The following is a 19348-nucleotide window of genomic DNA, read 5'->3' as shown; positions in this document are numbered from 1 at the left end:
AGTCGCTGAAGGTCACTGAAGGTCCACACGCTTGTACAGGATGTCTTCCTCACTGGTCACGCGCATGCTGCTGGCGGTGGCTGCCGCATCGCTGCTGATCTTCCTGCTGATCGGCGGCTTCGAGCTCTGGCACGAGCGCAACCTGCTGACCCGTGAGGCCCAGGCCCGGGCCGACGCCGCGGTGGCACTGAGCGCGGACCCGATGGCCAACGCCTTGTGGAACTACGACCTGGCGGCGCTGCAGCGCATGACGCAGGGCCTGGTGAAGGACGGCAGCATCGTGCATGCCGAGGTGCGCAACGAACGCGGCGAACTGCAGTCGCAGGCCTGGCGCGCGGGTGCGGGCCCAGGCCCGGGGCTGCGCAGCCGCGAGCTGGCGCTGTCGATGCCGATGCGCTCCCAGTCCATTGGCCTGTTGACAGTGCAGGAGTCGGACGCCGAGGTCAACGCCGAGATCCAGCGCCGCGCCTTCGACAGGCTGCCGCTGGAACTGCTGAAGGTGCTGGCGGTGGCCGTCAGCCTGCTGCTGCTGATGCACCGGCTGGTGATCTCGCGCCTGTCGGCACTGGTGCGGCAGCTGCGAAACCTGCGCGTCGACGACCTGCAGGCCAGGCTGCTGCCCACGACGCAACCTGCCAACACCCGCGACGAGATCGTGGTGCTGGCACGCAGCATCGAGCGCTACCACCATGCGCGGGTGCTGGAGATGCAGCGCCGCCAGCATGCCGAGGAGCAGCTGCGCGGCAGCCTGCAGGAGCGCTCGGCCATGCTGGGCTCGCTGCGCGAAGGCCTTCTCGGCCTGGACGCCCTGGGCCGGGTGCAATACGCCAACGGCGCGCTGGCCGAGCTGCTGGGCCTGGAGGCCGTGCCCACCCGTGGCCACGGGCTGCAAGGCCTGGCACAGTTGGACAGTGGCAGCGGTGCGCGCGACTTCGCCGACGCCTTGTGCGACGGCATTGCCGCCGGCCAACCGGCCCAGCTGCGCGCCGAGCTGAGCCCGCAGGTCGGGCCGTCGCGCACGGTGCAGATCCAGCTGACGCCACTGGGCGAAACCCACCACGGCCCGCCACAGGCGCAGGCACCCGGCGTGGCCTGGATCGTCGTCATTGCCGACATTTCCGACGCGGTGCAGCGCCGCCGCTCCGAGCAGGCCCGCATGGCCGCCGAAGCCGCCAGCCAGGCCAAGAGCGACTTTCTCTCGCGCATGAGCCACGAGCTGCGCACTCCCTTGAACGCCATCGTCGGCTTCGCCCAGTCGCTGACCCAGGACCCCACCATCCAGGCCGATGCCCAGCGGCTCAACCAGGTGGCGCTGATCGAGCGTGCCGGCTGGCACCTGCGGTCCATGATTGCCGACGTGCTAGACCTCTCGCGCATCGAGACCGGCAGCCTGCGCATCAACCGCGGCCCGGTGGACCTGCAGGCACTGGTGGACGACGCGATGGCCCTGGTCGCTGGCGAGGCGGTGCGCGAGCAGGTGCACTGCAGCGCCGAGGTCGACCCGCGCGCGCGATGGGCCATGGCCGACGAGGTGCGGGTGCAACAGGTGCTGCTGAACCTGCTGGGCAACGCGGTCAAGTACAACCGGCCCGGTGGTGACGTGGCCCTGCAGGTCAGTCCCGCGGGCGATGGCGAGGTCTGCATCGAGGTCAGCGATACCGGCCTGGGCATGGACGAGCAGCAGCAGGCCGGACTGTTCCAGTCCTTCAACCGCCTGGGCCGCGAACTGGGCGGCAAGCCCGGTGCCGGCATCGGCCTGGTCGTCACCCGCAGCCTGCTGGACATGATGGGCGGGCGCATCGAGGTCAACAGCGAAGCCGGCGTGGGCACCCGTTTCAGGGTGACGCTGCCGGCCGCCACACCCACCGACGACCAGCAGCTGACCCTGCCGTTCCACAGCGGCAGCAGCCTGCGGCACACCGTGGCCTACATCGAGGACGATCCCGTCAACACGCTGGTGATGAGCGCACTGGTGGAGCAGCGCGAAGACCTGCAGCTGGTGACCTACACCACCCTCGGCGAGGGACTGGCCGGGCTGCGCGCCCAGCGCCCCGACCTGCTGCTGCTGGACATGCAGTTGCCCGACGGCCGCGGCACCGAGCTGCTGGCCAAGCTGCAGCGCGAGCCCGCACTGGCCACGCTGCCGGTCATCATGGTCTCGGCTGATGCGCTGGACGGCAGCGTGCGCAATGCGCTGGCCGCCGGCGCGCGCGCCTACGTCACCAAGCCGCTGGCCTTCGACGAAGTGCTGCGCGAGATCGACGCTGCGCTGCAGGCCGGCAAGGCGCCTCCGCAGACGGCCTGAGCCTCACCGCCCGCCGCTCAGCGGCTCATGACGACCGGCTGCGCCAAGCCGGCCTGGCAGGGCACGTCGCCCAGCAACCGCTGGTACTCGCCGGAGGCATGCAGCGCCGCCAGGCCATGGTTGAAGTCGGCCAGCAGCGCCGGGCTGGCCGGCAACCGGCGCGGCAGCATCAGGTGGGTGGTGAACTGGTTGGTGATCAGCCGCGGGTGGGCGCGGATGGTCTTGCCCTCGGCAGGCGTGAACTGTGTGTCGATCAGGTGGCAGGCCACGTTGCGCTCCAGCAGCATCGCGTCGACCCGGCCTGCCGCCAGCTTGCGCAGGCCGGCCAGGTCGTCGGGCGTCCAGTCCACCTTCAGCGTGCCGTCGTTGAAGCGGGCGATGAACTCAGGCGTGTAGGTGTAGGTGCGGATCGCCGCGAAGGTGTAGGGCGCCAGGTCGGCCGGCACCTGCCAGTCCAGCTTCAGGCCGGCGCGGTACAGCACCACCCACTGCTCGGTCAGCACGTTGTCGCTGAGCAGGAAATCGCGTTCGCGATCAGGCCGCCGGCCCCAGTAGGCCGAGCCGTCCCACAGCCCGGCCTTGGTTTCTTCCTGCGCCCGGCCCCAGGGCATGAAGCTGTAGACGACCTCGTGGCCCGAAGCCTTCAAGGCCTGGCGCACGATGTTCAGCGCAATGCCCTGGTCGGCGCGCGACTGCGTGGCATAAGGCGGCAGTTCGCCGGTGGCAATGCGCAAGCTGCGGGCCTGCGCCAGGCCGGGCAGCGCGAGCAGACCTGAAAGTGAAATGGAGACAAGGCAAGCAAGGCATCGACGGCGCATGGACCCGCAATATAGGCGTGCGCCACCGGTTTGGCGTGCCCGGCGGCGACGCTGCAAGCAATTTCAGATCGCACAGCTGACCGGCTTCGCGCCCAACGGCTCGCTAAGCACTGCGGGCGCGATGCCCACCAGGTAGCCGCGCCGGCCGCCGTTGATCAGGATGCCTGGCAGCGCCAGCACCGTGGCTTCGACGTAGACCGGCATGGCCTTGCGCACGCCGAATGGCGAGGTGCCCCCGACCTGGAAGCCGGTGTGGCGCTGTGCCACCTCCGGCTTGCAAGGCTCGACGCTCTTGGTGCCAATCGCCCGCGCCAGGTTCTTGGTGCTGACCTGCTTGTCGCCATGCATCAGGATGATCAGCGGCTCGGCCTTTTCATCCTGCATCACCAGCGTCTTGATGACGGCATGCTCGGGATGGCCCAGTTGCTTGGACGACTCGGCCGTGCCGCCGTGGTCCACGTAGTCGTAGACGTGTTCGGTGAAGGCCACGCCGTGGCTCTTCAGCCACTGCGTGGCGGGCGTCTCGCTGACGTGCTTGTCTTTCTTGGCCATTTCTCAACTCATTGCGCGGGGTCTCGGATTTCCAGGCGAATCTGATCGATCGCAGCCAACAATTCCGGCGACAGCGCCGTGCTCCAAGCGTCCAGGTCCTCGTCCAGCTGTGCCAGCGAAGTCACGCCGATGATGGTCGAGGCCACCCGCCAGCTGGTGTAGCAGAAGGCCAGCGCCATGCGCGTGGGCGTGAGACCATGCTCGCGAGCCAGCGCGTTGTAGCGCCTGGCTGCAGCGAGCGCCGTCGGCCGGCCCCAGCGCTGCTGCTTCATGCGCTCGAAGCGGGCAATGCGGCCGGTGTTGGCCGGATCGTCGAAGCCACGCTCGTCGTACTTGCCGGTGAGCAGCCCGAAGCCCAGCGGCGAATACGGGATGGAAGCCACGCCCAGGCGGTGCATCACTTCATCCAACCCGTTGTCGATCTGGCGGTTCACCAGGCAGTAAGGGTTCTGCACTGTCAGCACCCGCGGCAGCCCGTGCTGCTCGGCCACACGCACGAACTCGGCCACGCCATAGGGCGTCTCATTGGAAAGGCCGATGTGCCTGACCTTGCCGGCCTTCACCAATTGCCCGAGCGCTTCGAGCTGGTCGTGGATGCTGGTGTATTCGGCCTCCTGCTGCGGGTCGAAATACATCGCGCCGAAGCTGGGCGCGTTGCGGTTGGGCCAGTGGATCTGGTAGAGGTCGATCACGTCCGTCTGCAGGCGCTTCAGGCTGTCGTCGCAAGCGGCCAGGATGTGCTCTGGCTTCAGGTCCGGCGCGCCACCGCGCACCCACGGCATGCCACGCGACGGACCGGCCACTTTGGTCGCCAGCACGACGCGATCGCGCATGCCGGGCCGCTGCGAAAACCAGCGGCCGAGGATGGCTTCGGTCGCGCCGAAAGTCTCGGCGCGCGGCGGCACCGAATACATCTCCGCCGTGTCGAGGAAGTTCACGCCGCGCTCGACAGCGCGGTCCAGGATCGCAAACGCGGTGGGTTCGTCCACCTGCTCGCCGAAGGTCATGGTGCCCAGGCAGATCGGGCTGACACGCAGCGCGCTGCGGCCAAGGTTCAGGAGGTTCATCGTGGGCATTCGAACAAACGCAAAGCCGAGAGTTTGCCGCAGCCGGGCAATTCTTGCCGCCGCCAAACACTGACTGTTTGACGATGTGTTTTTATTGTTTTACAGTAAATTCATGCAGAACAAGCCTGTGCCCACTGACCTTGCCCCCGCGCCCTTGCTGGGTCCCACGCCTTCACTGGCGCAGCGCCTGCGTCGCTTGGCGCTGGGGGTCCAAGGCCTCGTGGCGGTCGGGGCGGTGCTGCTGTTCGCCGTGCTGGTCTGGCGCATGGTGGCGCCGGCCGAGGCGCTGATAACCGACGAATGGTTGGCCGGCGCGCCGGTCCGTTCGCTGCTGATCGGCGACTTCAGCTCCGCGGTGCGATGGCGCATGGTGGCGGCAAGCCTCTGGCCGATGAGCCTGGCCTGGGCGGTGCTGTGGCAGTTGTGGGCCTTGTTCGGCCACTACCGGCTGGGCGCGGTGTTTGCAGCGCCTGCCGTGCGGCACCTGCGGCGGCTGGGCTGGCTGATGCTGGCTTACGCGCTGAGCCAGCCACTGGCGGGCGCAGCGATGACGGTGGCGGTGTCGCTGGACAACCCGGTGGGCACACGCCAAGTCCAGCTTTCATTCGGCTCCGACGACTATGCCGGGCTGCTGATGGCGCTAGTGTTCATGGCCATCGCAAAAGTCATGGCCGAGGCCGCCCGCGTGGCCGCCGAAAACGAGCAGTTCGTCTGAGCACCGCATGCCCATCGTTGTCCACCTCGATGTGATGCTGGCCAAGCGCAAGATGCGCTCGCGCGAGCTGGCCGAACACGTGGGCATCACCGAGCAGAACATCTCGCTGCTGAAGTCCGGCAAGGTGCGCGGCGTGCGCTTCGACACCCTCGCCGCGATCTGCCGCGTGCTCGAATGCCAGCCTGGCGACCTGCTGGTCTATGAGCCAGGCGACGACGCCCCTGCAGTCGACACCGATGGCTGAACCCGCAGCCGCTCACGCCTGGCCGCTGCCTGCGCCACGCCGCCGGGCGCTGCGCTGGGGCGCCGTGCTGCTGGCCCATGCGCTGCTGGTGCTGCTGTGGCGCTCGGCGACAGGGCCGGTGCAGGTCAGCGTGAACCAGCGGCCCGACGCGCGCGTGCTGCAGTTGCTGGCGCTGCGGCCAGTCGCACCGCCGATTGCCGGCCACGCGCCGCAGCATGTCACCACGGCGCCGACGGCAAGACCTCCAGTCGCCATCCAGCACCCGCAGCACGCGACCGAGACAACGGCCGCCCCGCCCTTGGCTGCACCGAGGTCCGAGCCCACGCTCAGCCTGCTGCCGGAACCACCGGCCAGCGCGCCGAGACAGGAACGGCTGCTGGACAACGCAGCCACGCGGCAGGCGATCCGCGACGCTGCCCGCGGCCCCCTGCTCTCCGAGCGCGCGGCCGCGGCCACCGGCATTGCCCCCACCACCGCCAGCGGCCGCCTGTCCAGCGCCACTGAAGGCGCCCTGGCGGCAGACTGCATGGCTCCGCAGGAAAGCGGCCCGGGACTGCTGGCCTTGCCCTTCCTGCTGGCCGCCGCAGCGGCTGGCAAGTGCGCACACTGAGCATCGTCAGCGCAATGCCGCGCGTGCCCGTTCCTCTTCCTGCAGCCGCAGCACGCGCCGCTGCACCTTGCCGGTGGTCGTCATCGGCAGCGCCTCGATGAACTCGATCTCCTTCGGATATTCATAAGGCGCGAGCCGGCCGCGCACATGCTGCTGCAGCGCCTCGACCAGCGCCGCGCTGCCCTCGAAGCCGACCGCCAGCACCACGTAGGCCTTGACCAGCGCGCCACGCTCGGCGTCCGGCTTGGGCACCACCGCGGCGTTGGCCACCGCGGCATGCTTGACCAGGCAGTTCTCGACCTCGCTCGGGCCGATGCGGTAGCCCGCCGCCTTGAACACGTCGTCGCTGCGGCCCTGGTACCAGAGGTAGCCGTCGGCATCCATCACCGCGCTGTCGCCGGTGCGGCACCAACCCTGGCAGTTCGCTTCGGTGAACTTGGCCTGCGTCGCGGCTTCGCGCCGCCAGTAACCGAGGAAGACGATGGGATCGGGCTGCCCGTGCACGTCCAGCCGGTGCAACGCGACGTCACCCGGCGTGCCGCGCGGGCACTCGTTGCCGGCATCGTCGATCACCGCCACGCGGTGGCCCGGGTACGCGCGGCCCATGCTGCCCGGGCGCGCCGGCCAGCCCGGCGCCTGGCTGCAGTTGCCCACGATGTAGTTCACCTCCGTCTGGCCGAACATCTCGTTGACCGTCACGCCCAGCGCCTGCCGGCACCAGTGGAACACCGTGTCGCCCACCGCTTCGCCGGCGCTCATCAGCGCGCGCAGCTTCAGCTTGTAGCGCTCGCGCGGCGCCGGCACCGCTTTCATCATCGCCTTCAGCGCAGTCGGAAACAGGAAGCTGTTGGTGACGCGGTGGCGCTGCATCAGCTCGAATGCACGCTCCGGCGAGAAGCGGCCGGCAAAGGCGACGATGGGCACGCCGAAGTACAGCGATGGCAGCAGCGCGTCCATCAGCCCGCCGGTCCAGGCCCAGTCGGCCGGGCTCCAGAAGACCGCGTCCGCCGGCACGCCGGCAGGGCCCAGCTTCAGGCGCGAAGCAGGATCGATCAACCAGTTCTGGCTGCAGACAAAACCGCTGAGGTTGCCGATCAGGGCGCGGTGCGGAATCAACGCGCCCTTGGGCGGGCCGGTGGTGCCGCTGGTGTAGATCAGCAACGCGCCTTCGTCCGCCCGCGTGCGCACCGGCGTGAACTCGGCCGGCTCGCTCGCCAGCAGTGCGTCCAGTGAGCGCTCGGCCTGGCCTTGCGCGTCGGCTTGCACAGCGATCAACACGCGCAACGACGCGCATTCGGCCCGCGCCTCGCGCAATGCCGGCAGCGTGCTGTCGTCCCCCAGCGCGACTTTGACCTCGCCGTCCTGCAGCCGGTAGGCCAGCGCCTCCGGGCCGAACAGCTGGGACAGCGGCATGCTGACCGCGCCCAGTTGCGCCACCGCGATGTGGGCCACCGCCGTCTCGGCGCGCTGCGGCAGCGCCACGGCCACGCGGTCGCCACGCTTCACGCCCAGCCGGCGCAAGGCGTTGGACAGCCGGTCGGCCCGCGCCTGCAACTCGCCGTAGCGCAGCAGGCTGACTTTGCCGTCCAGCCCTTCGCTGCGGATGGCCACTGCCTGCGGCCGGCTGCGCGCCCAGCGGCGGCAGCAGACTTCGGCCAAGTTGAAAAATGCCGGCACCTGCCAGCGGAAGCCGGCATGCAGCGCGGCATGACCATCGAACACCGCGGTGGGCAACGGCGGCGGCAAATCCAGGAGTTTCATCGCGCCAGCCTAGGGCCGACGCCCGCAGGCCGCCAGAGGGAAGGCCCGGAGCGCGGCGCCGTTCAGGCCGCTTCGGCGAAGGCCCGCAGCGCGTCGCCGCTCAGGCGGCACAGGCGCCAGTCCGGCAGCAGCGAAGCGCCCATCTTTTCGTAGAACGCAATCGCACTGGTGTTCCAGTCCAGCACGCACCATTCGAAGCGCCCGTAGTCGCGCGCGACTGCCAGCGCACCGAGCTGCTTCAGCAAGCGCTTGCCCAGGCCGTTGCCGCGCTGCGAGGGCTGCACATACAGGTCTTCCAGGTACAGGCTGGGCTTGCACTTGAAGGTCGAAAACGTGGTGAAAAACAGCGCGAAGCCGACCAGCGCTTCGCCCTGCTGGGCCACCAGGCATTCGGCCTGCGGACGCTCGGCAAACAGGTGCCGGCCCAGCGCTTCCGGTGTGGCTTCGAACAGGTGCGTCAGGCTCTCGAATTCGGCGAGTTCGTGGATCAGGCCGACCACGGCCGGCAGGTCGCGCGGCTCGGCGGCGCGGATCATTGGAAAGGCATCGGGCAAGGTGTTCATTGCAGGATTCTCGCGCCAGCCCACCCAGCCCTGGCCGGTCGGTGACAGCACTGTCACGGCAAACCCCCTACATTCCTGCCATGACCGCTGCCTACGTCCCTCACCGCCTGGCCCACTCGCGCTACACCACCGTGCGAGGCCTGCGCCACCACGTGCTGGCCTGGGGCGACCCTGGCTTGATCACGCCCGAGCGGCCGGCGCTGGTGATGGGCCACGGCTACATGGACGTGGGCGCCTCGTTCCAGTTCGTGGTGGACGCGCTGGCCACCCTCGAAGGCCCCACGCGCTACATCCTGGCGCACGACTGGCGCGGCTTCGGCCGCACCGACACCCCCGCCAGCGACAGCTACTGGTTCCCCGACTACCTGGGCGACCTGGACGCCCTGCTCGCGGCTGGCGAGCTGGGCCTGAGCGCGGACGTGCCGGTCGACCTGCTGGGCCACAGCATGGGCGGCAACATCGTGATGAGCTACGCCGGCCTGCGCCCCACGCGCATCCGCCGCCTGGTCAACCTCGAAGGCTTCGGCATGCCGCGCAGCTCGCCGCAGGATGCGCCGGCCAAGCTGACGATGTGGCTCGAAGGCCTGCGCAGCCCGCGCACGCTGCGCCCTTACGCGAGCGCCGCCGCGGTGGCCGAGCGGCTGCGCCAGACCAACCCGCGCCTGCCGCTGGACAAGGCCTTGTGGCTGGCCACGCAATGGGCCGAACAAAGCGCCGACGGCCTCTGGCATCTGCAGGCCGACCCGGCCCACAAGCACCCCAGCGCACTGCAGTACCAGGCCGAAGAAGTGCTGGCCTGCTGGCGCCGCATCACCGCGCCGCTGCTGTGGATAGAAGGCCGCGACACCGAGGCCCCGTTGTGGTGGGGCGCACGCTACCCGCACAGCGAATTCGAGGCCCGCCTCGCCGTCGTGCCGCAGGTCAGCGCGCATGCCTTGGGCGACTGCGGACACATGGTGCATCATGACCAGCCCGAAGCAGTGGCAACGCTGCTGCAAGGCTTTCTGAAGCCCTGAGCGGCACCAGCCGGCAGTCCTGCGGCGTTTTCCGAAAGGCAAAAAGCGATGGGACGGGTGGTGTTGTGTTACGGCTCGCTGGGGCCGGACAAGGGCGAGGTGCAGGCCATGCTGGAGGGCCACGCCATCCTGCTGAAGGGCGACTTCAAGGCCAAGCTGGCGGTGGCCGAACTGCAGGACCTGCGCACGCAGGAAGACCTGCTGGTGGCGCACACGCGGCAGGGGCCGCTGTCGCTGGCGCTGGGCGAGAAGGAGGCGGCGCTGTGGCTCAAGAAGATCCTGCACCCGCCCTCGCTGGCGGACAAGCTGGGCGTCAGCAAAAGCCTGCCAGTGCACCTGGCGCAGGCGCACGCCGAACTGAAGCGGGTGCTGGACCCGGTGGCGCCGAAGTACACGCCGCTGGCGCAGGCGCAGCTGGCCTTCGTCGTCGTCGAAACCGCCAAGGACCTCGCGGTGCTGCAGACGCTGGCAAGGACCAGGCCCGAGGGCTGCCAGCTCTGGGTGCTGCGGCGCAAGGGGGCAGCGGCCGAGGTCAAGGAAAGCGAGATCATGGCACTGGCCAAGGCCGCAGGGCTGGCACCGAGCAAGACTTCGGCCTGGTCCGACACCTACGCCGCCGACCGCTACGGCCGCGCCCGAAGCTGAGCACAAGCGGTTGGCAAGCTGACAGCTGGACACCACTGTTGCCCTGGCCGGCCGGGCCACTCTGCTACGCTGCCTGGTCTCCCTCCTACTGGCCGCCAGGTCTTTTGTTGCCATGCTGTACCGTTTGTTGTCGTTCGCCCCAGCACTGATGCTGGGCGCGCTCTTCACCTCCCAGGCCCAGGCCGCCGATGTCGCCGTGTCGGTCCAGATCGGCCAGCCCGGCTTTTATGGCCGCATCGACATTGGCAACGCCCCTCAGCCCGAGCTGATCTATGCCGAGCCGGTGCTGATCCAGCGTGGCCCGACCCGCTACGCGCCGCTTTACCTGCGCGTGCCGCCCGGCCACGAGAAGCACTGGGAAAAGCACTGCGGCCGCTACAACGCCTGCGGCCGCCCGGTGTACTTCGTGCAGGACCGCTGGTACAGCGAGGTCTACGCGCCCGACTACCGGGACCGCCACGGGCATGGTCGGGGCCATGACGACGACCATGGCCACGGGCATGACAACGGCCACGGTCGCGGCCACGACCGCTGAGCACTGCAACAGCGCGGCCTGCGCGGCGATACCATGCGCGCCTGCACGAGCCGCCTTGCCGCAACCCAACCGCCGGAGCACACGCCATGCTGACCTTGCTGGGCCGATCCCCTTCGATCAACGTGCGCAAGGTGCTGTGGCTGTGCGCCGAGATGCAGTTGCCGATTGCCCACGAGGAATGGGGCACGCCGCAGCTGCCGCTGAACCAGCCGCTGTTCCTGTCGCTGAACCCCAACGCCCAGGTTCCCGTGTTGCGAGACGGCGACTTCGTGCTCTGGGAGTCCAACACCATCTGCCGCTACCTGGCGTGCCGCGAGAAGCGCGTCGACCTGCTGCCGACGACACCCCTCGCGCGTGCCAAGGTCGAGCAATGGATGGACTGGCAGCTGGGTGACCTGAACAACGCCTGGCGCTACGCCTTCATGGGCCTGGTGCGCCACAGCCCTGCCCATGCCGACCCGGCGCTGGTCGCCCGCAGCCTGGCCGACTGGACGCGGCTGATGCAGATCCTCGACACCCAGCTGAGCAAGACCGGCGCCTTCGTCCTGGGTGAGGACTTCACGCTGGCCGACGTGGTGCTGGGGCTGTCGGTGCACCGCTGGTTCATGACGCCGCTGGAGGAGCGCCTGCTGCTGCCCGCCGTGGATGCCTATTACGCCCAGCTCAGCATGCGGCCAGGCTTCCAGCTGCACGGCCGCAACGGCCTACCGTGAGAGCCTTCGACGCCGCAGCCACCCGCGCCGCATTGCCCTTCCCGGCCCTGATCGCCGCGCTGCGCTCGTTGTTCGCCCAGGGCTGCGAGGTGCCGCAGCGCCACGTGCACACGGTTGGCGAACAGCTCACCACGCTGATCATGCCGGCCTGGATCCCGGGCCGCTACCTGGGCATCAAGACGGTCAACATCGCGCCCGGCAACGCCGCGCTGGGCCTGCCCGCGTTGGCCGCCAGCTACCTGCTCTACGACGCCAACACCGGCCTGCCGCTGGCCCTGATCGACGGCAACGAGATCACCTCGCGCCGCACCGCCGCCGCCTCGGCGCTGGCCGCCAGCCGTCTTGCGAGACCCGATGCGCGAACACTGCTGGTCGTCGGCAGCGGCCAAGTCGCCCGCCTGCTGCCCGAGGCCTACCGCGCCGCCCTGCCCGGCATCCAGCAGATCTGGCTCTGGAACCGAACGCCGGCCACCGCGCTGGCGCTCGCGGCACAGCTGCGTGACCAGGGCCTGCCAGTCGCCGCGGTGCAAGACCTCGCCACCGCCGCGCGCCAGGCCGACATCATCAGCTGCGCCACGCTGGCCACCGCGCCGCTGATCCACGGCGAATGGCTGCAGCCCGGCAGCCACCTCGACCTGATCGGCAGCTTCACGCCCGCGATGCGCGAAGCCGACGACGCCTGTTTCCAAGACGCCTCGCTCTGGGTGGACACCGACGAAGCCCTGCGCAAGAGCGGCGACCTGCTCGCCCCGCTGGCCAGCGGCGTGCTGAAGCCGGAGGATTCGCGCGGCACGCTCACCGACCTGTGCCGCCAGCCCGCAAGCGGTCGACAGCACACCCAGGAGCGCACGGTCTTCAAGTCGGTCGGCACCGCGCTGGAAGACCTGGCGGCAGCGATGCTGGTGTACGAGCAGGCCTGAACCCATTCGCTCTCAGGGGCCGATGGTCTTCGCCTGCCACTCGGCCGCGAACTTCTGCAGTTCGGCGGCCTCCAGGTCCGACACGGCCCAGCACTGCATGCCGCCATTCCGCCACTGCACGACATGGAAGCCTCGTTCGGTGCGGAGTTCAGGCACAGCGGCCGGTTCGGTGCTGGGGCGCACGTAGACGTCGATGACGTGCAGGCGGCGCATGTAGGCGAGCACGGCGGTGGCTTCGCCGTGCAGGGCTTCGATGCGGCCGCCGGCGAGCGGGAAGCCTTGCTGGGACAGGTCGGGCACGGGCGGGGCGTAGTCCAGCTTGCCTTGGTACCAGGGCTTGACGGTGTGGCGATCGGACGAGGCGATCTGGTAGAGCGGGCCGCCGCCGAGGGCGCGCACATGGCTGGCGACGAGTTCGGCGGGTTGGATGGGCTGTTCAGCTGCGGCGACAGCCGGTGGGTTTGCGATGCGGTGCCATTGCGAGAGCGGCAATGCGCAGGCCAGCCCAAGGGCGAAGGCCAGCGCGGGCTTGTGCCAGGCAGTCGCACCCAACCCGTCCCGCAGCGCCCGCCAACGAGACGGCTTGGCCGCGGCGCGGCTGGCGTCGGCCAGTGCCACCTGCGTGTGAATGGCGGCGCGCAGCGCGCCGCCAGCCGTGTGCCGGCTGGCATGCTGGCGCAGCAGGGCCGACAGCTCGGCGTCCTGCTCGTCTTCTCGTTCGGGATGCGGGTCCGGCGTCATGAAGGGTCCATCCGGTGGGCGGCCAGGACTTCGCGCAGTTTGCCGCGTGCCCGGGACAGCCGAGACATCACGGTGCCGACCGGCACGTCGACGATGCGGGCAATGTCGGCATAGGCCAGGTCTTCCAGTTCGCGCAGCACGATGACCTCGCGCAACGCTGGGGACAGCGCGCGGATGGCAGCGTCCACCTCGCGCTGCAGCCGGTTTTGCTGCAGGCGTTCGGCCGGCTCGGCGGTGACCGGGGCGCGCAGTTCGGCGACGAACACCTCGTCATCGAACTCCAGCAGCATCGGGCCGTTCTGCAGCCGGGCCATCTGCGTGCGGCAGGTGTTGCGCACGATGCCGAGCAGCCAGGGCCGCGCTTCATCGCCCTTGAGCGAATCGAGGTAGCGGAAGGCGCGCATCGCGGCTTCCTGCAGCGCGTCGTCCGCGGCCTGCGGGTCACGCAGCAGCCAGCGCGCCAGGTTGTAGCCGGCGTCCAGGTGCGGCATCACCTGTTGCTCGAAGACCTGGCGGCGGTTCATGGCCCGATGCTACGCACTGACGATGAACCGGCCACTCATTTCTTCGTGGCCGTTGCCGCAGAAGTTGTCGCAGAGGAAATCGACCCTGCCGGGCGCCGTCGGGCGGATCTCCAGCTTGACGATCTGGCCCGGCAGCAGGTCGGCCCGCACATTCAGCGCCGGCACGTTGAAGCCGTGCGTGAAGTCCAGCGCCTGCAGTTCCAGCAGCACCGGCTCGCCGGCCTTCAGCGCGATCTCGGCCGGCTCGTACTGGAAGCGCCTGGCGACGATGCGGATCACACGCGGCCCCGGCTGGGCGCCCGCGACACCTGCGATCAGTGCGGCACCGCCGATCAACAGCGTCCGTCTTGTGCCGCTCATGCTTTCACCACCGGAAGGTCCGCGATCTCGTACTGCAGGCCCTCCTGCTCGGCCTCGACCTGGCGCCAGCCCAGGCCCCGGTACGGCACGGCCGGGTTCCAGGGCAGCGGCGTGCGCTTGTCCTGCGAGCCGGGTGCCGGCAGCGGGAAGATCAGCGACTGGGCCGAATGGTGCGCGATGTGCCCGGTCATGCGGTGCAGCGCCTGGTGGATGTGGCCGTAGAACACGGTGACGTGCTGGAACGGCATCAACACCGCGATGGCCTGGGCGCCGTCGCGCGTGGCCCAGTCCCACTGCGGTGCCAGGTCGAACAGCGGGCGGTGGGTCAGCACGACCAGCGGGGCCTGCGGATCGCGGCCGGCCAAGTCGGCCTTGAGCCAGGCGAGTTGTTCGTCGCCGATCTTCGCGCCGGGGTCGGACACGTTGTCCAGTGCGATGAAGTGCACCCCCAGGTGATCGAAGCTGTAGTGCGTGGGGCCGAACATTTCCTGGAACGCGGCGCCGCGGTCCAGCGAAGCGTCGTGCTCGCCCGGCATGAAGTGCACCACCGGCACCTTCAGCCCGGCGACGATGGCCTTGAACTCGGCCATGCGGCGGCGCCGCTCTGTTGGGTCGTCGGTGGTGTGCGTCAGGTCGCCGGTGAAGACGATGAAGGCTGGCGGCTCGGGCAAGGCGTTGACCGCGGCCACGGCCTTGGGCAGCGTGCCGCGCGCGTCCGGGTTGGCCGGACCTTCGTAGCCCCAGTGGCTGTCGGAGAGCTGGACGAAATAGAAGTCGCTGCCGGCCGCGGTGCCAGCGTCCGGCATGCCTGCGCAGCCAGCCAGGCCGGAGGCGAAGACCGCGCCACCGCCTGCGGCGGCCAGGTGAAGAAAGTCACGTCGTTGCATCGAAGTCTCCTGGAAGGGACAAGGCGCAGCCACTTCAAGGGCCGCATGCCATGTCTTACCGCCAGACCGGCGGATTTATTCCACGGCAGTTGGCAGATGGCCGCACGCCGCCGGTGCAGCGCACCGCGCCGGCCCGGCCAGGCGCCCGCTTGCGCACAGGCCGCGTGCATGTCCGGACCGGGCCACGGCGCGCTTCGGACGGCTGGCACTGGACGGCCCAGGCAAAGGCCGATCAAGCCGAAGCTGGCCCGCGCTTTGCTTGTATACCAGCTAGAACTTCAATCCGAACACCGATGCAGTGCGAGGGCGCTGTGGTGTGTCGGTCGGCTTGTCACCCCACCTTCTGGAGCTTTTGATGACGCAGCAGCACGCGCACTGGAACCGCAGGCAATGGATCAAGCACACCGGCGCCGGGCTTGGCGCCCTGAGCCTCGGTGACCTGGCGCTGGCGGCCGATGCGCCGCTCACCGTGGGCTTCATCTACGTGGGCGCGAAGGACGACTACGGCTACAACCAGGCGCATGCCGAGGCGGTGGCCCAGGTCAAGAAGTGGCCTGGCATCAAGGTGGTGGAAGAAGAGAACGTGCCCGAGACCACCGCAGTGCAGAAGACCATGCAGGGCATGATTTCGCAGGACGGTGCGAAGCTGATCTTCCCCACCTCCTTCGGTTACTTCGACCCGCACATGCTGGCCATGGCCGCCAAGTTCCCGGACGTGCGCTTCGCCCACTGCGGCGGCATGTGGACCGCCGGCAAGCACCCGGCCAACACCGGCAGCTTCTTCGGCTACATCGACGAGGCGCAATACCTCAACGGCGTGATCGCCGGCCACATGACGAAGAGCAAGAAGCTCGGCTTCGTTGCGGCCAAGCCCATCCCGCAGGTGCTGCGCAACATCAATGCCTTCACGCTGGGCGCGCAAAGCGTGCACCCGGACATCACCACCACGGTGATCTTCACCGGCGACTGGTCCATGCCCGTGAAGGAAGCCGAGGCCACCAACAGCCTGGCCGACCAGGGCATCGATGTGTTCACGATGCACGTCGACGGGCCCAAGGTCATCGTCGAGACCGCTGCCAAGCGCGGCAAGTTCGTCTGCGGCTACCACGCCTCGCAGGCCAAGCTGGCGCCGGCCGCCTACCTGACCGGCGCCGAGTGGAACTGGACCACGGCCTACAAGCAGATCATCGACGCCGCCAAGACCGGCAAGCCGCATCCGAACTTCGTGCGCGGCGGGCTCAAGGATGGCTTCGTCAAGTCCTCGCCCTACGGTGCGATGGTGCCGGAGCCCGCGAAGAAGCAGGCTGAGGCCGTGCGCGCTTCGATGATGGCGGGCAGCTTCGACATCTTCAAGGGTGAGATGAAGGACAACACCGGCAAGGTCGTGATCCCCAAGGGCAAGGTCTTCAAGCAGACCGATGCCGAGCTGGAAGGCATGAACTACCTCGTTGCCGGCGTCGTCGGCAAGGTCTAGGTCCCTCTCTCGCCGCCGCCCAGCGGCGCCTCGCAGTCTCGGGAGATTCCCATGTCCACTGCCCCCCGGCCCTGGCACGCCAGCGCTGAGAACATCGCCCTGCCGGTGCTGGCCCTGGCCGGCGCGCTGCTGCTGTTCGGCCTGTTCGTCTGGCTGGGCGGCCGCAGCCCGGTGGAGGCCTGGACGCTGCTGTTCAAAGGCGCCTTCGGCGACGCCTTTTCGTGGCAGAACAGCCTGCAGCGCGCGGCGCCGCTGATGCTCACCGCGCTGGCCGTCGCGCTGCCGGCGCGTGCCGGGCTGGTGGTGATTGGTGGCGAAGGCGCGCTGGTGGTGGGCGCGCTGGCCTGCGCCGCGGTGCCTTATGTCTTCGCGCCGCCAGCCAACGCCTTCGGCAGCGCCATGCTGATGCTGGCCGCAGCCATTGGCGGCGGGCTGTGGGTGGCACTGGCGGGCGCACTGCGCCAGTGGCGCGGCGTCAACGAGACGATCTCCAGCCTGCTGCTGGGCTACATCGCGATTGCGCTGTTCAAGCACATCGTTGAAGGACCGTTGCGCGACCCGGCCAGCCTGAACAAGCCTTCCACGAAACCGCTGGCAGAAGGCCTGCGCATCGGCCCCATCATGGGCGCCAACGGCTTCGACAGCTGGTTGGGCGACGTGCACTGGGGCCTGGTGATCGGCCTGGTGCTGTGCCTGCTCGCAGGGCTGTGGCTGAGCTTCACCGCACACGGCATGGCGCTGCGCGTGGTCGGCGGCAATGCCAAGGCCGCGCGGCTGGTCGGCCTGCCCAGCACTCGCTTGATTCTGGTGGCCTGCGCGGCCGGCGGCGGCTGCGCCGGGCTGGCCGGTGGCATCGAGGTCGCCGCGGTGCAGACCTCGGCGAACGCGTCGGTGATCGCCGGCCTGGGCTACACCGGCATCCTGGTCGCCTTCGTGGCCCGGCAGAACCCGTGGGCGATTCCGCCGGTCGCCCTGCTGTTCGGCGGCTTCGGCGCGGCCGGCAGCCTGCTGCAGCGGCGCATGGATTTGCCAGACGCTTCGGTGCTGGTGCTGCAAGGCTTTGCGTTTGTGCTGATCCTGGCTTCCGAAGCGCTGCGCGGCAAGCTGTTCCAGCGCCCGCAACTGCCGCGCTTGCGCAAGGTGCCCAAGCCGCCTGTCGCTGCGCCCACCACAACGTCGACCGTCGTACCGCTGCCGACGCGCGCCGCCGATGAAGGCCCAGCGCCTTTGGTTTCCGCTGGAGGGAAAGCGTGATGAGCACGTCTGATTGGATGGACCTGTTGCTGGCAATCCTGGGCGGTGCGATCCGCGTGGGCACGCCCTTCCTGTTCGTCAGCCTGGGCGAGTGCCTGACCGAGAAATCCGGCCGCATCAACCTGGGGCTGGAAGGCGTGCTGGTGTTCTCGGCCATGGCCGGCTTCGGCGGCGCCTACCTGAGCAACTCCGCCTGGGTCGGCGTGCTGGTGGCCGGTGCCTGCGGCGCGCTGTTGGCGCTGCTGCACGGCCTGCTGTGCTCGCTGCCGCGGGTGTCGGACATTGCCACCGGCATTGCGCTGATGCTGCTGGGCTCCGGCCTGGCCTTCTACTTCGGCAAACCGCTGATCCAGCCGCAGGCGCCGCAGATTCCCTCGCTGGTGCTGGGCGCCTGGAGCAGTTCGCCGCAGGTGCAGTCGGCCCTGTCCATCAACGCGCTCTTTCCGCTGGGCGTGCTGCTGGCAGCGCTGATGGCCTGGGGCTTCGGCAACACGCGCTGGGGCCTGGTGGTGCGCATGGCGGGCGACTCGTCCGACGCCGCCCGCGCCCTGGGCTACTCGGTCAACGGCGTGCGCATCGCAGCCACCACGGCCGGCGGCTTCATCGCCGGGCTGGGCGGCGCGTCGCTGTCGCTGTACTACCCGGGCAGTTGGAACGAAGGCCTGTCCAGCGGACAGGGTCTGATCGCTGTCGCGCTGGTGATCTTCGCGCGCTGGAGCCCGTGGCGCTGCCTGGGCGCGGCGCTGCTGTTCGGCGGTGCCGGCGCCATCGGCCCTGCGCTGCAGTCCATCGGCGTGAGCGGCGGCTACTACCTGTTCAACGCCGTGCCGTATGCGCTGACGCTGGCCATCCTGATCGCCACCTGCTCGCCTAGCCGCGCCGTGAAGGGCGCGCCGATGGAATTGAACGTTTCGCGCTGAGCATTCTGAAGAGGACTCGTCCATGCCCACCATTGCCTCCACGCCCTACGCCTGGCCCTACAACGGCGACCTGACCCCGGCCAACACCGCGTTGGTCATCATCGACATGCAGACCGACTTCTGCGGCGTGGGCGGCTACGTGGACAAGATGGGCTACGACCTGTCGCTGACGCGCGCGCCCATTGAGCCATTGAAGGTGCTGCTGGCGGATGCCCGCCGCATCGGCATGCACGTGATCCACACCCGCGAAGGCCACCGGCCGGACCTGTCCGACCTGCCGGCCAACAAGCGCTGGCGCTCGCAGCAGATCGGCACCGAGGGGCGTGGCATTGGCGACATGGGCCCTTGCGGCCGCATCCTGGTTCGTGGCGAGCCGGGCTGGGACATCATTCCCGAGCTGTACCCGATTGCCGGCGAGCCTGTGATCGACAAGCCTGGCAAGGGCTCGTTCTACGCCACCGACCTGGAACTGGTGCTGCATGTGCGCGGCATCCAGAACCTGATCCTCACCGGCATCACGACCGACGTGTGCGTGCACACCACCATGCGCGACGCCAACGACCGCGGCTTCGAGTGCGTGATGCTCACCGACTGCACCGGCGCGACCGACCCAGCCAACCACGCCGCGGCGTTTTCGATGATCAGGATGCAGGGCGGCGTGTTCGGCGCCGTCTCTGATTCCGGCGCGCTGCTGGAAGTGCTGCGCGGCTTCTGAACCTCTCTC

At 69.1% G+C, this 19348-nt stretch carries 22 protein-coding genes; 13 read left to right on the top strand and 9 right to left on the bottom strand.

Annotated elements, in window-relative coordinates:
- The first annotated feature begins 40 nt into the window (after nucleotides 1-40).
- Complete coding sequence (locus tag ACAH41_RS02865) at nucleotides 41-2305, top strand: ATP-binding protein (protein WP_325648351.1); 2265 nt, start codon at nucleotides 41-43, stop codon at nucleotides 2303-2305.
- 17 nt (nucleotides 2306-2322) lie between these two features.
- Here the strand turns inward: ACAH41_RS02865 and ACAH41_RS02860 are convergent, their stop codons facing one another.
- The 3 genes from ACAH41_RS02860 to ACAH41_RS02850 all read right to left on the bottom strand — a co-directional run bounded on the left by ACAH41_RS02860 (nucleotide 2323) and on the right by ACAH41_RS02850 (nucleotide 4742).
- Entirely contained in the window at nucleotides 2323-3039 is a 717-nt protein-coding gene (locus tag ACAH41_RS02860; RefSeq protein ID WP_325648350.1) for a transporter substrate-binding domain-containing protein, read from the bottom strand.
- Nucleotides 3040-3186: 147 nt separating this feature from the next.
- Nucleotides 3187-3675, bottom strand: coding sequence for an aminoacyl-tRNA deacylase (locus ACAH41_RS02855; RefSeq protein ID WP_325648349.1), 489 nt, complete (start codon nucleotides 3673-3675; stop codon nucleotides 3187-3189).
- A gap of 8 nt (nucleotides 3676-3683) precedes the next feature.
- Nucleotides 3684-4742, bottom strand: coding sequence for an aldo/keto reductase (locus ACAH41_RS02850; protein WP_325648348.1), 1059 nt, complete (start codon nucleotides 4740-4742; stop codon nucleotides 3684-3686).
- A 112-nt stretch (nucleotides 4743-4854) separates the two neighbouring features.
- Between ACAH41_RS02850 and ACAH41_RS02845 the strand changes: the two genes are divergently transcribed.
- The 3 genes from ACAH41_RS02845 to ACAH41_RS02835 are packed head-to-tail and all read left to right on the top strand — an operon-like array spanning nucleotide 4855 to nucleotide 6311.
- A complete protein-coding gene (locus tag ACAH41_RS02845; protein ID WP_325648347.1) occupies nucleotides 4855-5457 on the top strand; it encodes a DUF2975 domain-containing protein in 603 nt (200 codons plus the stop codon).
- A 7-nt stretch (nucleotides 5458-5464) separates the two neighbouring features.
- Nucleotides 5465-5701 (top strand): helix-turn-helix transcriptional regulator, encoded by a 237-nt coding sequence (locus tag ACAH41_RS02840; RefSeq protein WP_325648346.1) that lies wholly within the window; start codon nucleotides 5465-5467, stop codon nucleotides 5699-5701.
- Nucleotides 5694-6311, top strand: coding sequence for a hypothetical protein (locus ACAH41_RS02835; RefSeq protein WP_325648345.1), 618 nt, complete (start codon nucleotides 5694-5696; stop codon nucleotides 6309-6311). Before ACAH41_RS02840 ends, ACAH41_RS02835 begins: the two co-directional genes overlap by 8 nt.
- 6 nt (nucleotides 6312-6317) lie before the next feature.
- On the opposite strand, the gene ACAH41_RS02830 is transcribed toward ACAH41_RS02835, so the two are convergent.
- Together ACAH41_RS02830 and ACAH41_RS02825 are read right to left on the bottom strand one after the other, a co-directional pair.
- Entirely contained in the window at nucleotides 6318-8072 is a 1755-nt protein-coding gene (locus tag ACAH41_RS02830) for an AMP-binding protein (RefSeq protein ID WP_325648344.1), read from the bottom strand.
- Between the two features lie 62 nt (nucleotides 8073-8134).
- Entirely contained in the window at nucleotides 8135-8635 is a 501-nt protein-coding gene (locus ACAH41_RS02825; protein WP_325648343.1) for a GNAT family N-acetyltransferase, read from the bottom strand.
- A gap of 80 nt (nucleotides 8636-8715) precedes the next feature.
- On the opposite strand from ACAH41_RS02825, the gene ACAH41_RS02820 reads away from it, so the two are divergent.
- The 5 genes from ACAH41_RS02820 to ACAH41_RS02800 all read left to right on the top strand — a co-directional run bounded on the left by ACAH41_RS02820 (nucleotide 8716) and on the right by ACAH41_RS02800 (nucleotide 12464).
- Nucleotides 8716-9651: an alpha/beta hydrolase gene (locus tag ACAH41_RS02820; protein WP_325648342.1), complete on the top strand. Its 936-nt coding sequence runs from the start codon at nucleotides 8716-8718 to the stop codon at nucleotides 9649-9651.
- 48 nt (nucleotides 9652-9699) lie between these two features.
- Nucleotides 9700-10296, top strand: coding sequence for a hypothetical protein (locus tag ACAH41_RS02815; RefSeq protein WP_325648341.1), 597 nt, complete (start codon nucleotides 9700-9702; stop codon nucleotides 10294-10296).
- A 112-nt stretch (nucleotides 10297-10408) separates the two neighbouring features.
- Nucleotides 10409-10831 (top strand): hypothetical protein, encoded by a 423-nt coding sequence (locus ACAH41_RS02810; protein ID WP_325648340.1) that lies wholly within the window; start codon nucleotides 10409-10411, stop codon nucleotides 10829-10831.
- A gap of 86 nt (nucleotides 10832-10917) precedes the next feature.
- The gene (locus ACAH41_RS02805) at nucleotides 10918-11544 is read left to right on the top strand and encodes a glutathione S-transferase N-terminal domain-containing protein (RefSeq protein ID WP_325648339.1); all 627 of its coding nucleotides are present in this window, start codon (nucleotides 10918-10920) and stop codon (nucleotides 11542-11544) included.
- On the top strand, nucleotides 11541-12464 hold the full coding sequence (locus ACAH41_RS02800) for an ornithine cyclodeaminase family protein (RefSeq protein ID WP_325648338.1): 924 nt from the start codon (nucleotides 11541-11543) through the stop codon (nucleotides 12462-12464). The genes ACAH41_RS02805 and ACAH41_RS02800 overlap by 4 nt, the downstream gene beginning before the upstream one ends.
- A gap of 12 nt (nucleotides 12465-12476) precedes the next feature.
- Here the strand turns inward: ACAH41_RS02800 and ACAH41_RS02795 are convergent, their stop codons facing one another.
- From ACAH41_RS02795 to ACAH41_RS02780, 4 genes are read right to left on the bottom strand one after another with little or no spacing between them, the layout of a single operon-like run.
- Nucleotides 12477-13205, bottom strand: coding sequence for an anti-sigma factor (locus ACAH41_RS02795; protein ID WP_325648337.1), 729 nt, complete (start codon nucleotides 13203-13205; stop codon nucleotides 12477-12479).
- The gene (locus ACAH41_RS02790; protein WP_325648336.1) at nucleotides 13202-13729 is read right to left on the bottom strand and encodes a sigma-70 family RNA polymerase sigma factor; all 528 of its coding nucleotides are present in this window, start codon (nucleotides 13727-13729) and stop codon (nucleotides 13202-13204) included. The genes ACAH41_RS02795 and ACAH41_RS02790 overlap by 4 nt, the downstream gene beginning before the upstream one ends.
- A gap of 9 nt (nucleotides 13730-13738) precedes the next feature.
- Nucleotides 13739-14089 (bottom strand): cupredoxin domain-containing protein, encoded by a 351-nt coding sequence (locus tag ACAH41_RS02785; RefSeq protein WP_325648335.1) that lies wholly within the window; start codon nucleotides 14087-14089, stop codon nucleotides 13739-13741.
- Nucleotides 14086-14976, bottom strand: coding sequence for a metallophosphoesterase (locus ACAH41_RS02780; RefSeq protein ID WP_325648334.1), 891 nt, complete (start codon nucleotides 14974-14976; stop codon nucleotides 14086-14088). Before ACAH41_RS02780 ends, ACAH41_RS02785 begins: the two co-directional genes overlap by 4 nt.
- 355 nt (nucleotides 14977-15331) lie before the next feature.
- On the opposite strand from ACAH41_RS02780, the gene ACAH41_RS02775 reads away from it, so the two are divergent.
- The 4 genes from ACAH41_RS02775 to ACAH41_RS02760 are packed head-to-tail and all read left to right on the top strand — an operon-like array spanning nucleotide 15332 to nucleotide 19339.
- Nucleotides 15332-16450 carry a BMP family ABC transporter substrate-binding protein gene (locus tag ACAH41_RS02775; RefSeq protein ID WP_325648333.1) on the top strand — a complete coding sequence of 373 codons (1119 nt, stop codon included), beginning with the start codon at nucleotides 15332-15334 and terminating at the stop codon, nucleotides 16448-16450.
- Nucleotides 16451-16501: 51 nt separating this feature from the next.
- Nucleotides 16502-17704 carry an ABC transporter permease gene (locus ACAH41_RS02770; protein WP_325648332.1) on the top strand — a complete coding sequence of 401 codons (1203 nt, stop codon included), beginning with the start codon at nucleotides 16502-16504 and terminating at the stop codon, nucleotides 17702-17704.
- On the top strand, nucleotides 17704-18624 hold the full coding sequence (locus ACAH41_RS02765) for an ABC transporter permease (RefSeq protein WP_325648331.1): 921 nt from the start codon (nucleotides 17704-17706) through the stop codon (nucleotides 18622-18624). Before ACAH41_RS02770 ends, ACAH41_RS02765 begins: the two co-directional genes overlap by 1 nt.
- Nucleotides 18625-18646: 22 nt before the next feature.
- A complete protein-coding gene (locus ACAH41_RS02760) occupies nucleotides 18647-19339 on the top strand; it encodes an isochorismatase family cysteine hydrolase (protein WP_325648330.1) in 693 nt (230 codons plus the stop codon).
- The last annotated feature ends 9 nt before the right edge of the window (nucleotides 19340-19348 follow it).

This window comes from Ideonella sp. (genome assembly GCF_041287625.1).
Taxonomy (GTDB): Bacteria; Pseudomonadota; Gammaproteobacteria; order Burkholderiales; family Burkholderiaceae_C; genus Ideonella.
This window is presented reverse-complemented; position numbering and strand designations above follow the sequence as displayed.

What these genes read in the sequence shown, in the direction of transcription:
- ACAH41_RS02790 (WP_325648336.1), bottom strand. Translation starts at nt 13,729, where the DNA reads ATGAACCGCCGCCAGGTCTTCGAGCAACAGGTGATGCCGCACCTGGAC.
- ACAH41_RS02775 (WP_325648333.1), top strand. Translation starts at nt 15,332, where the DNA reads ATGACGCAGCAGCACGCGCACTGGAACCGCAGGCAATGGATCAAGCAC.
- ACAH41_RS02780 (WP_325648334.1), bottom strand. Translation starts at nt 14,976, where the DNA reads ATGCAACGACGTGACTTTCTTCACCTGGCCGCCGCAGGCGGTGGCGCG.
- ACAH41_RS02825 (WP_325648343.1), bottom strand. Translation starts at nt 8,635, where the DNA reads ATGAACACCTTGCCCGATGCCTTTCCAATGATCCGCGCCGCCGAGCCG.
- ACAH41_RS02770 (WP_325648332.1), top strand. Translation starts at nt 16,502, where the DNA reads ATGTCCACTGCCCCCCGGCCCTGGCACGCCAGCGCTGAGAACATCGCC.
- ACAH41_RS02835 (WP_325648345.1), top strand. Translation starts at nt 5,694, where the DNA reads ATGGCTGAACCCGCAGCCGCTCACGCCTGGCCGCTGCCTGCGCCACGC.
- ACAH41_RS02760 (WP_325648330.1), top strand. Translation starts at nt 18,647, where the DNA reads ATGCCCACCATTGCCTCCACGCCCTACGCCTGGCCCTACAACGGCGAC.
- ACAH41_RS02810 (WP_325648340.1), top strand. Translation starts at nt 10,409, where the DNA reads ATGCTGTACCGTTTGTTGTCGTTCGCCCCAGCACTGATGCTGGGCGCG.
- ACAH41_RS02765 (WP_325648331.1), top strand. Translation starts at nt 17,704, where the DNA reads ATGAGCACGTCTGATTGGATGGACCTGTTGCTGGCAATCCTGGGCGGT.
- ACAH41_RS02785 (WP_325648335.1), bottom strand. Translation starts at nt 14,089, where the DNA reads ATGAGCGGCACAAGACGGACGCTGTTGATCGGCGGTGCCGCACTGATC.
- ACAH41_RS02815 (WP_325648341.1), top strand. Translation starts at nt 9,700, where the DNA reads ATGGGACGGGTGGTGTTGTGTTACGGCTCGCTGGGGCCGGACAAGGGC.
- ACAH41_RS02840 (WP_325648346.1), top strand. Translation starts at nt 5,465, where the DNA reads ATGCCCATCGTTGTCCACCTCGATGTGATGCTGGCCAAGCGCAAGATG.
- ACAH41_RS02820 (WP_325648342.1), top strand. Translation starts at nt 8,716, where the DNA reads ATGACCGCTGCCTACGTCCCTCACCGCCTGGCCCACTCGCGCTACACC.
- ACAH41_RS02845 (WP_325648347.1), top strand. Translation starts at nt 4,855, where the DNA reads ATGCAGAACAAGCCTGTGCCCACTGACCTTGCCCCCGCGCCCTTGCTG.
- ACAH41_RS02805 (WP_325648339.1), top strand. Translation starts at nt 10,918, where the DNA reads ATGCTGACCTTGCTGGGCCGATCCCCTTCGATCAACGTGCGCAAGGTG.
- ACAH41_RS02865 (WP_325648351.1), top strand. Translation starts at nt 41, where the DNA reads ATGTCTTCCTCACTGGTCACGCGCATGCTGCTGGCGGTGGCTGCCGCA.
- ACAH41_RS02855 (WP_325648349.1), bottom strand. Translation starts at nt 3,675, where the DNA reads ATGGCCAAGAAAGACAAGCACGTCAGCGAGACGCCCGCCACGCAGTGG.
- ACAH41_RS02795 (WP_325648337.1), bottom strand. Translation starts at nt 13,205, where the DNA reads ATGACGCCGGACCCGCATCCCGAACGAGAAGACGAGCAGGACGCCGAG.
- ACAH41_RS02830 (WP_325648344.1), bottom strand. Translation starts at nt 8,072, where the DNA reads ATGAAACTCCTGGATTTGCCGCCGCCGTTGCCCACCGCGGTGTTCGAT.
- ACAH41_RS02850 (WP_325648348.1), bottom strand. Translation starts at nt 4,742, where the DNA reads ATGAACCTCCTGAACCTTGGCCGCAGCGCGCTGCGTGTCAGCCCGATC.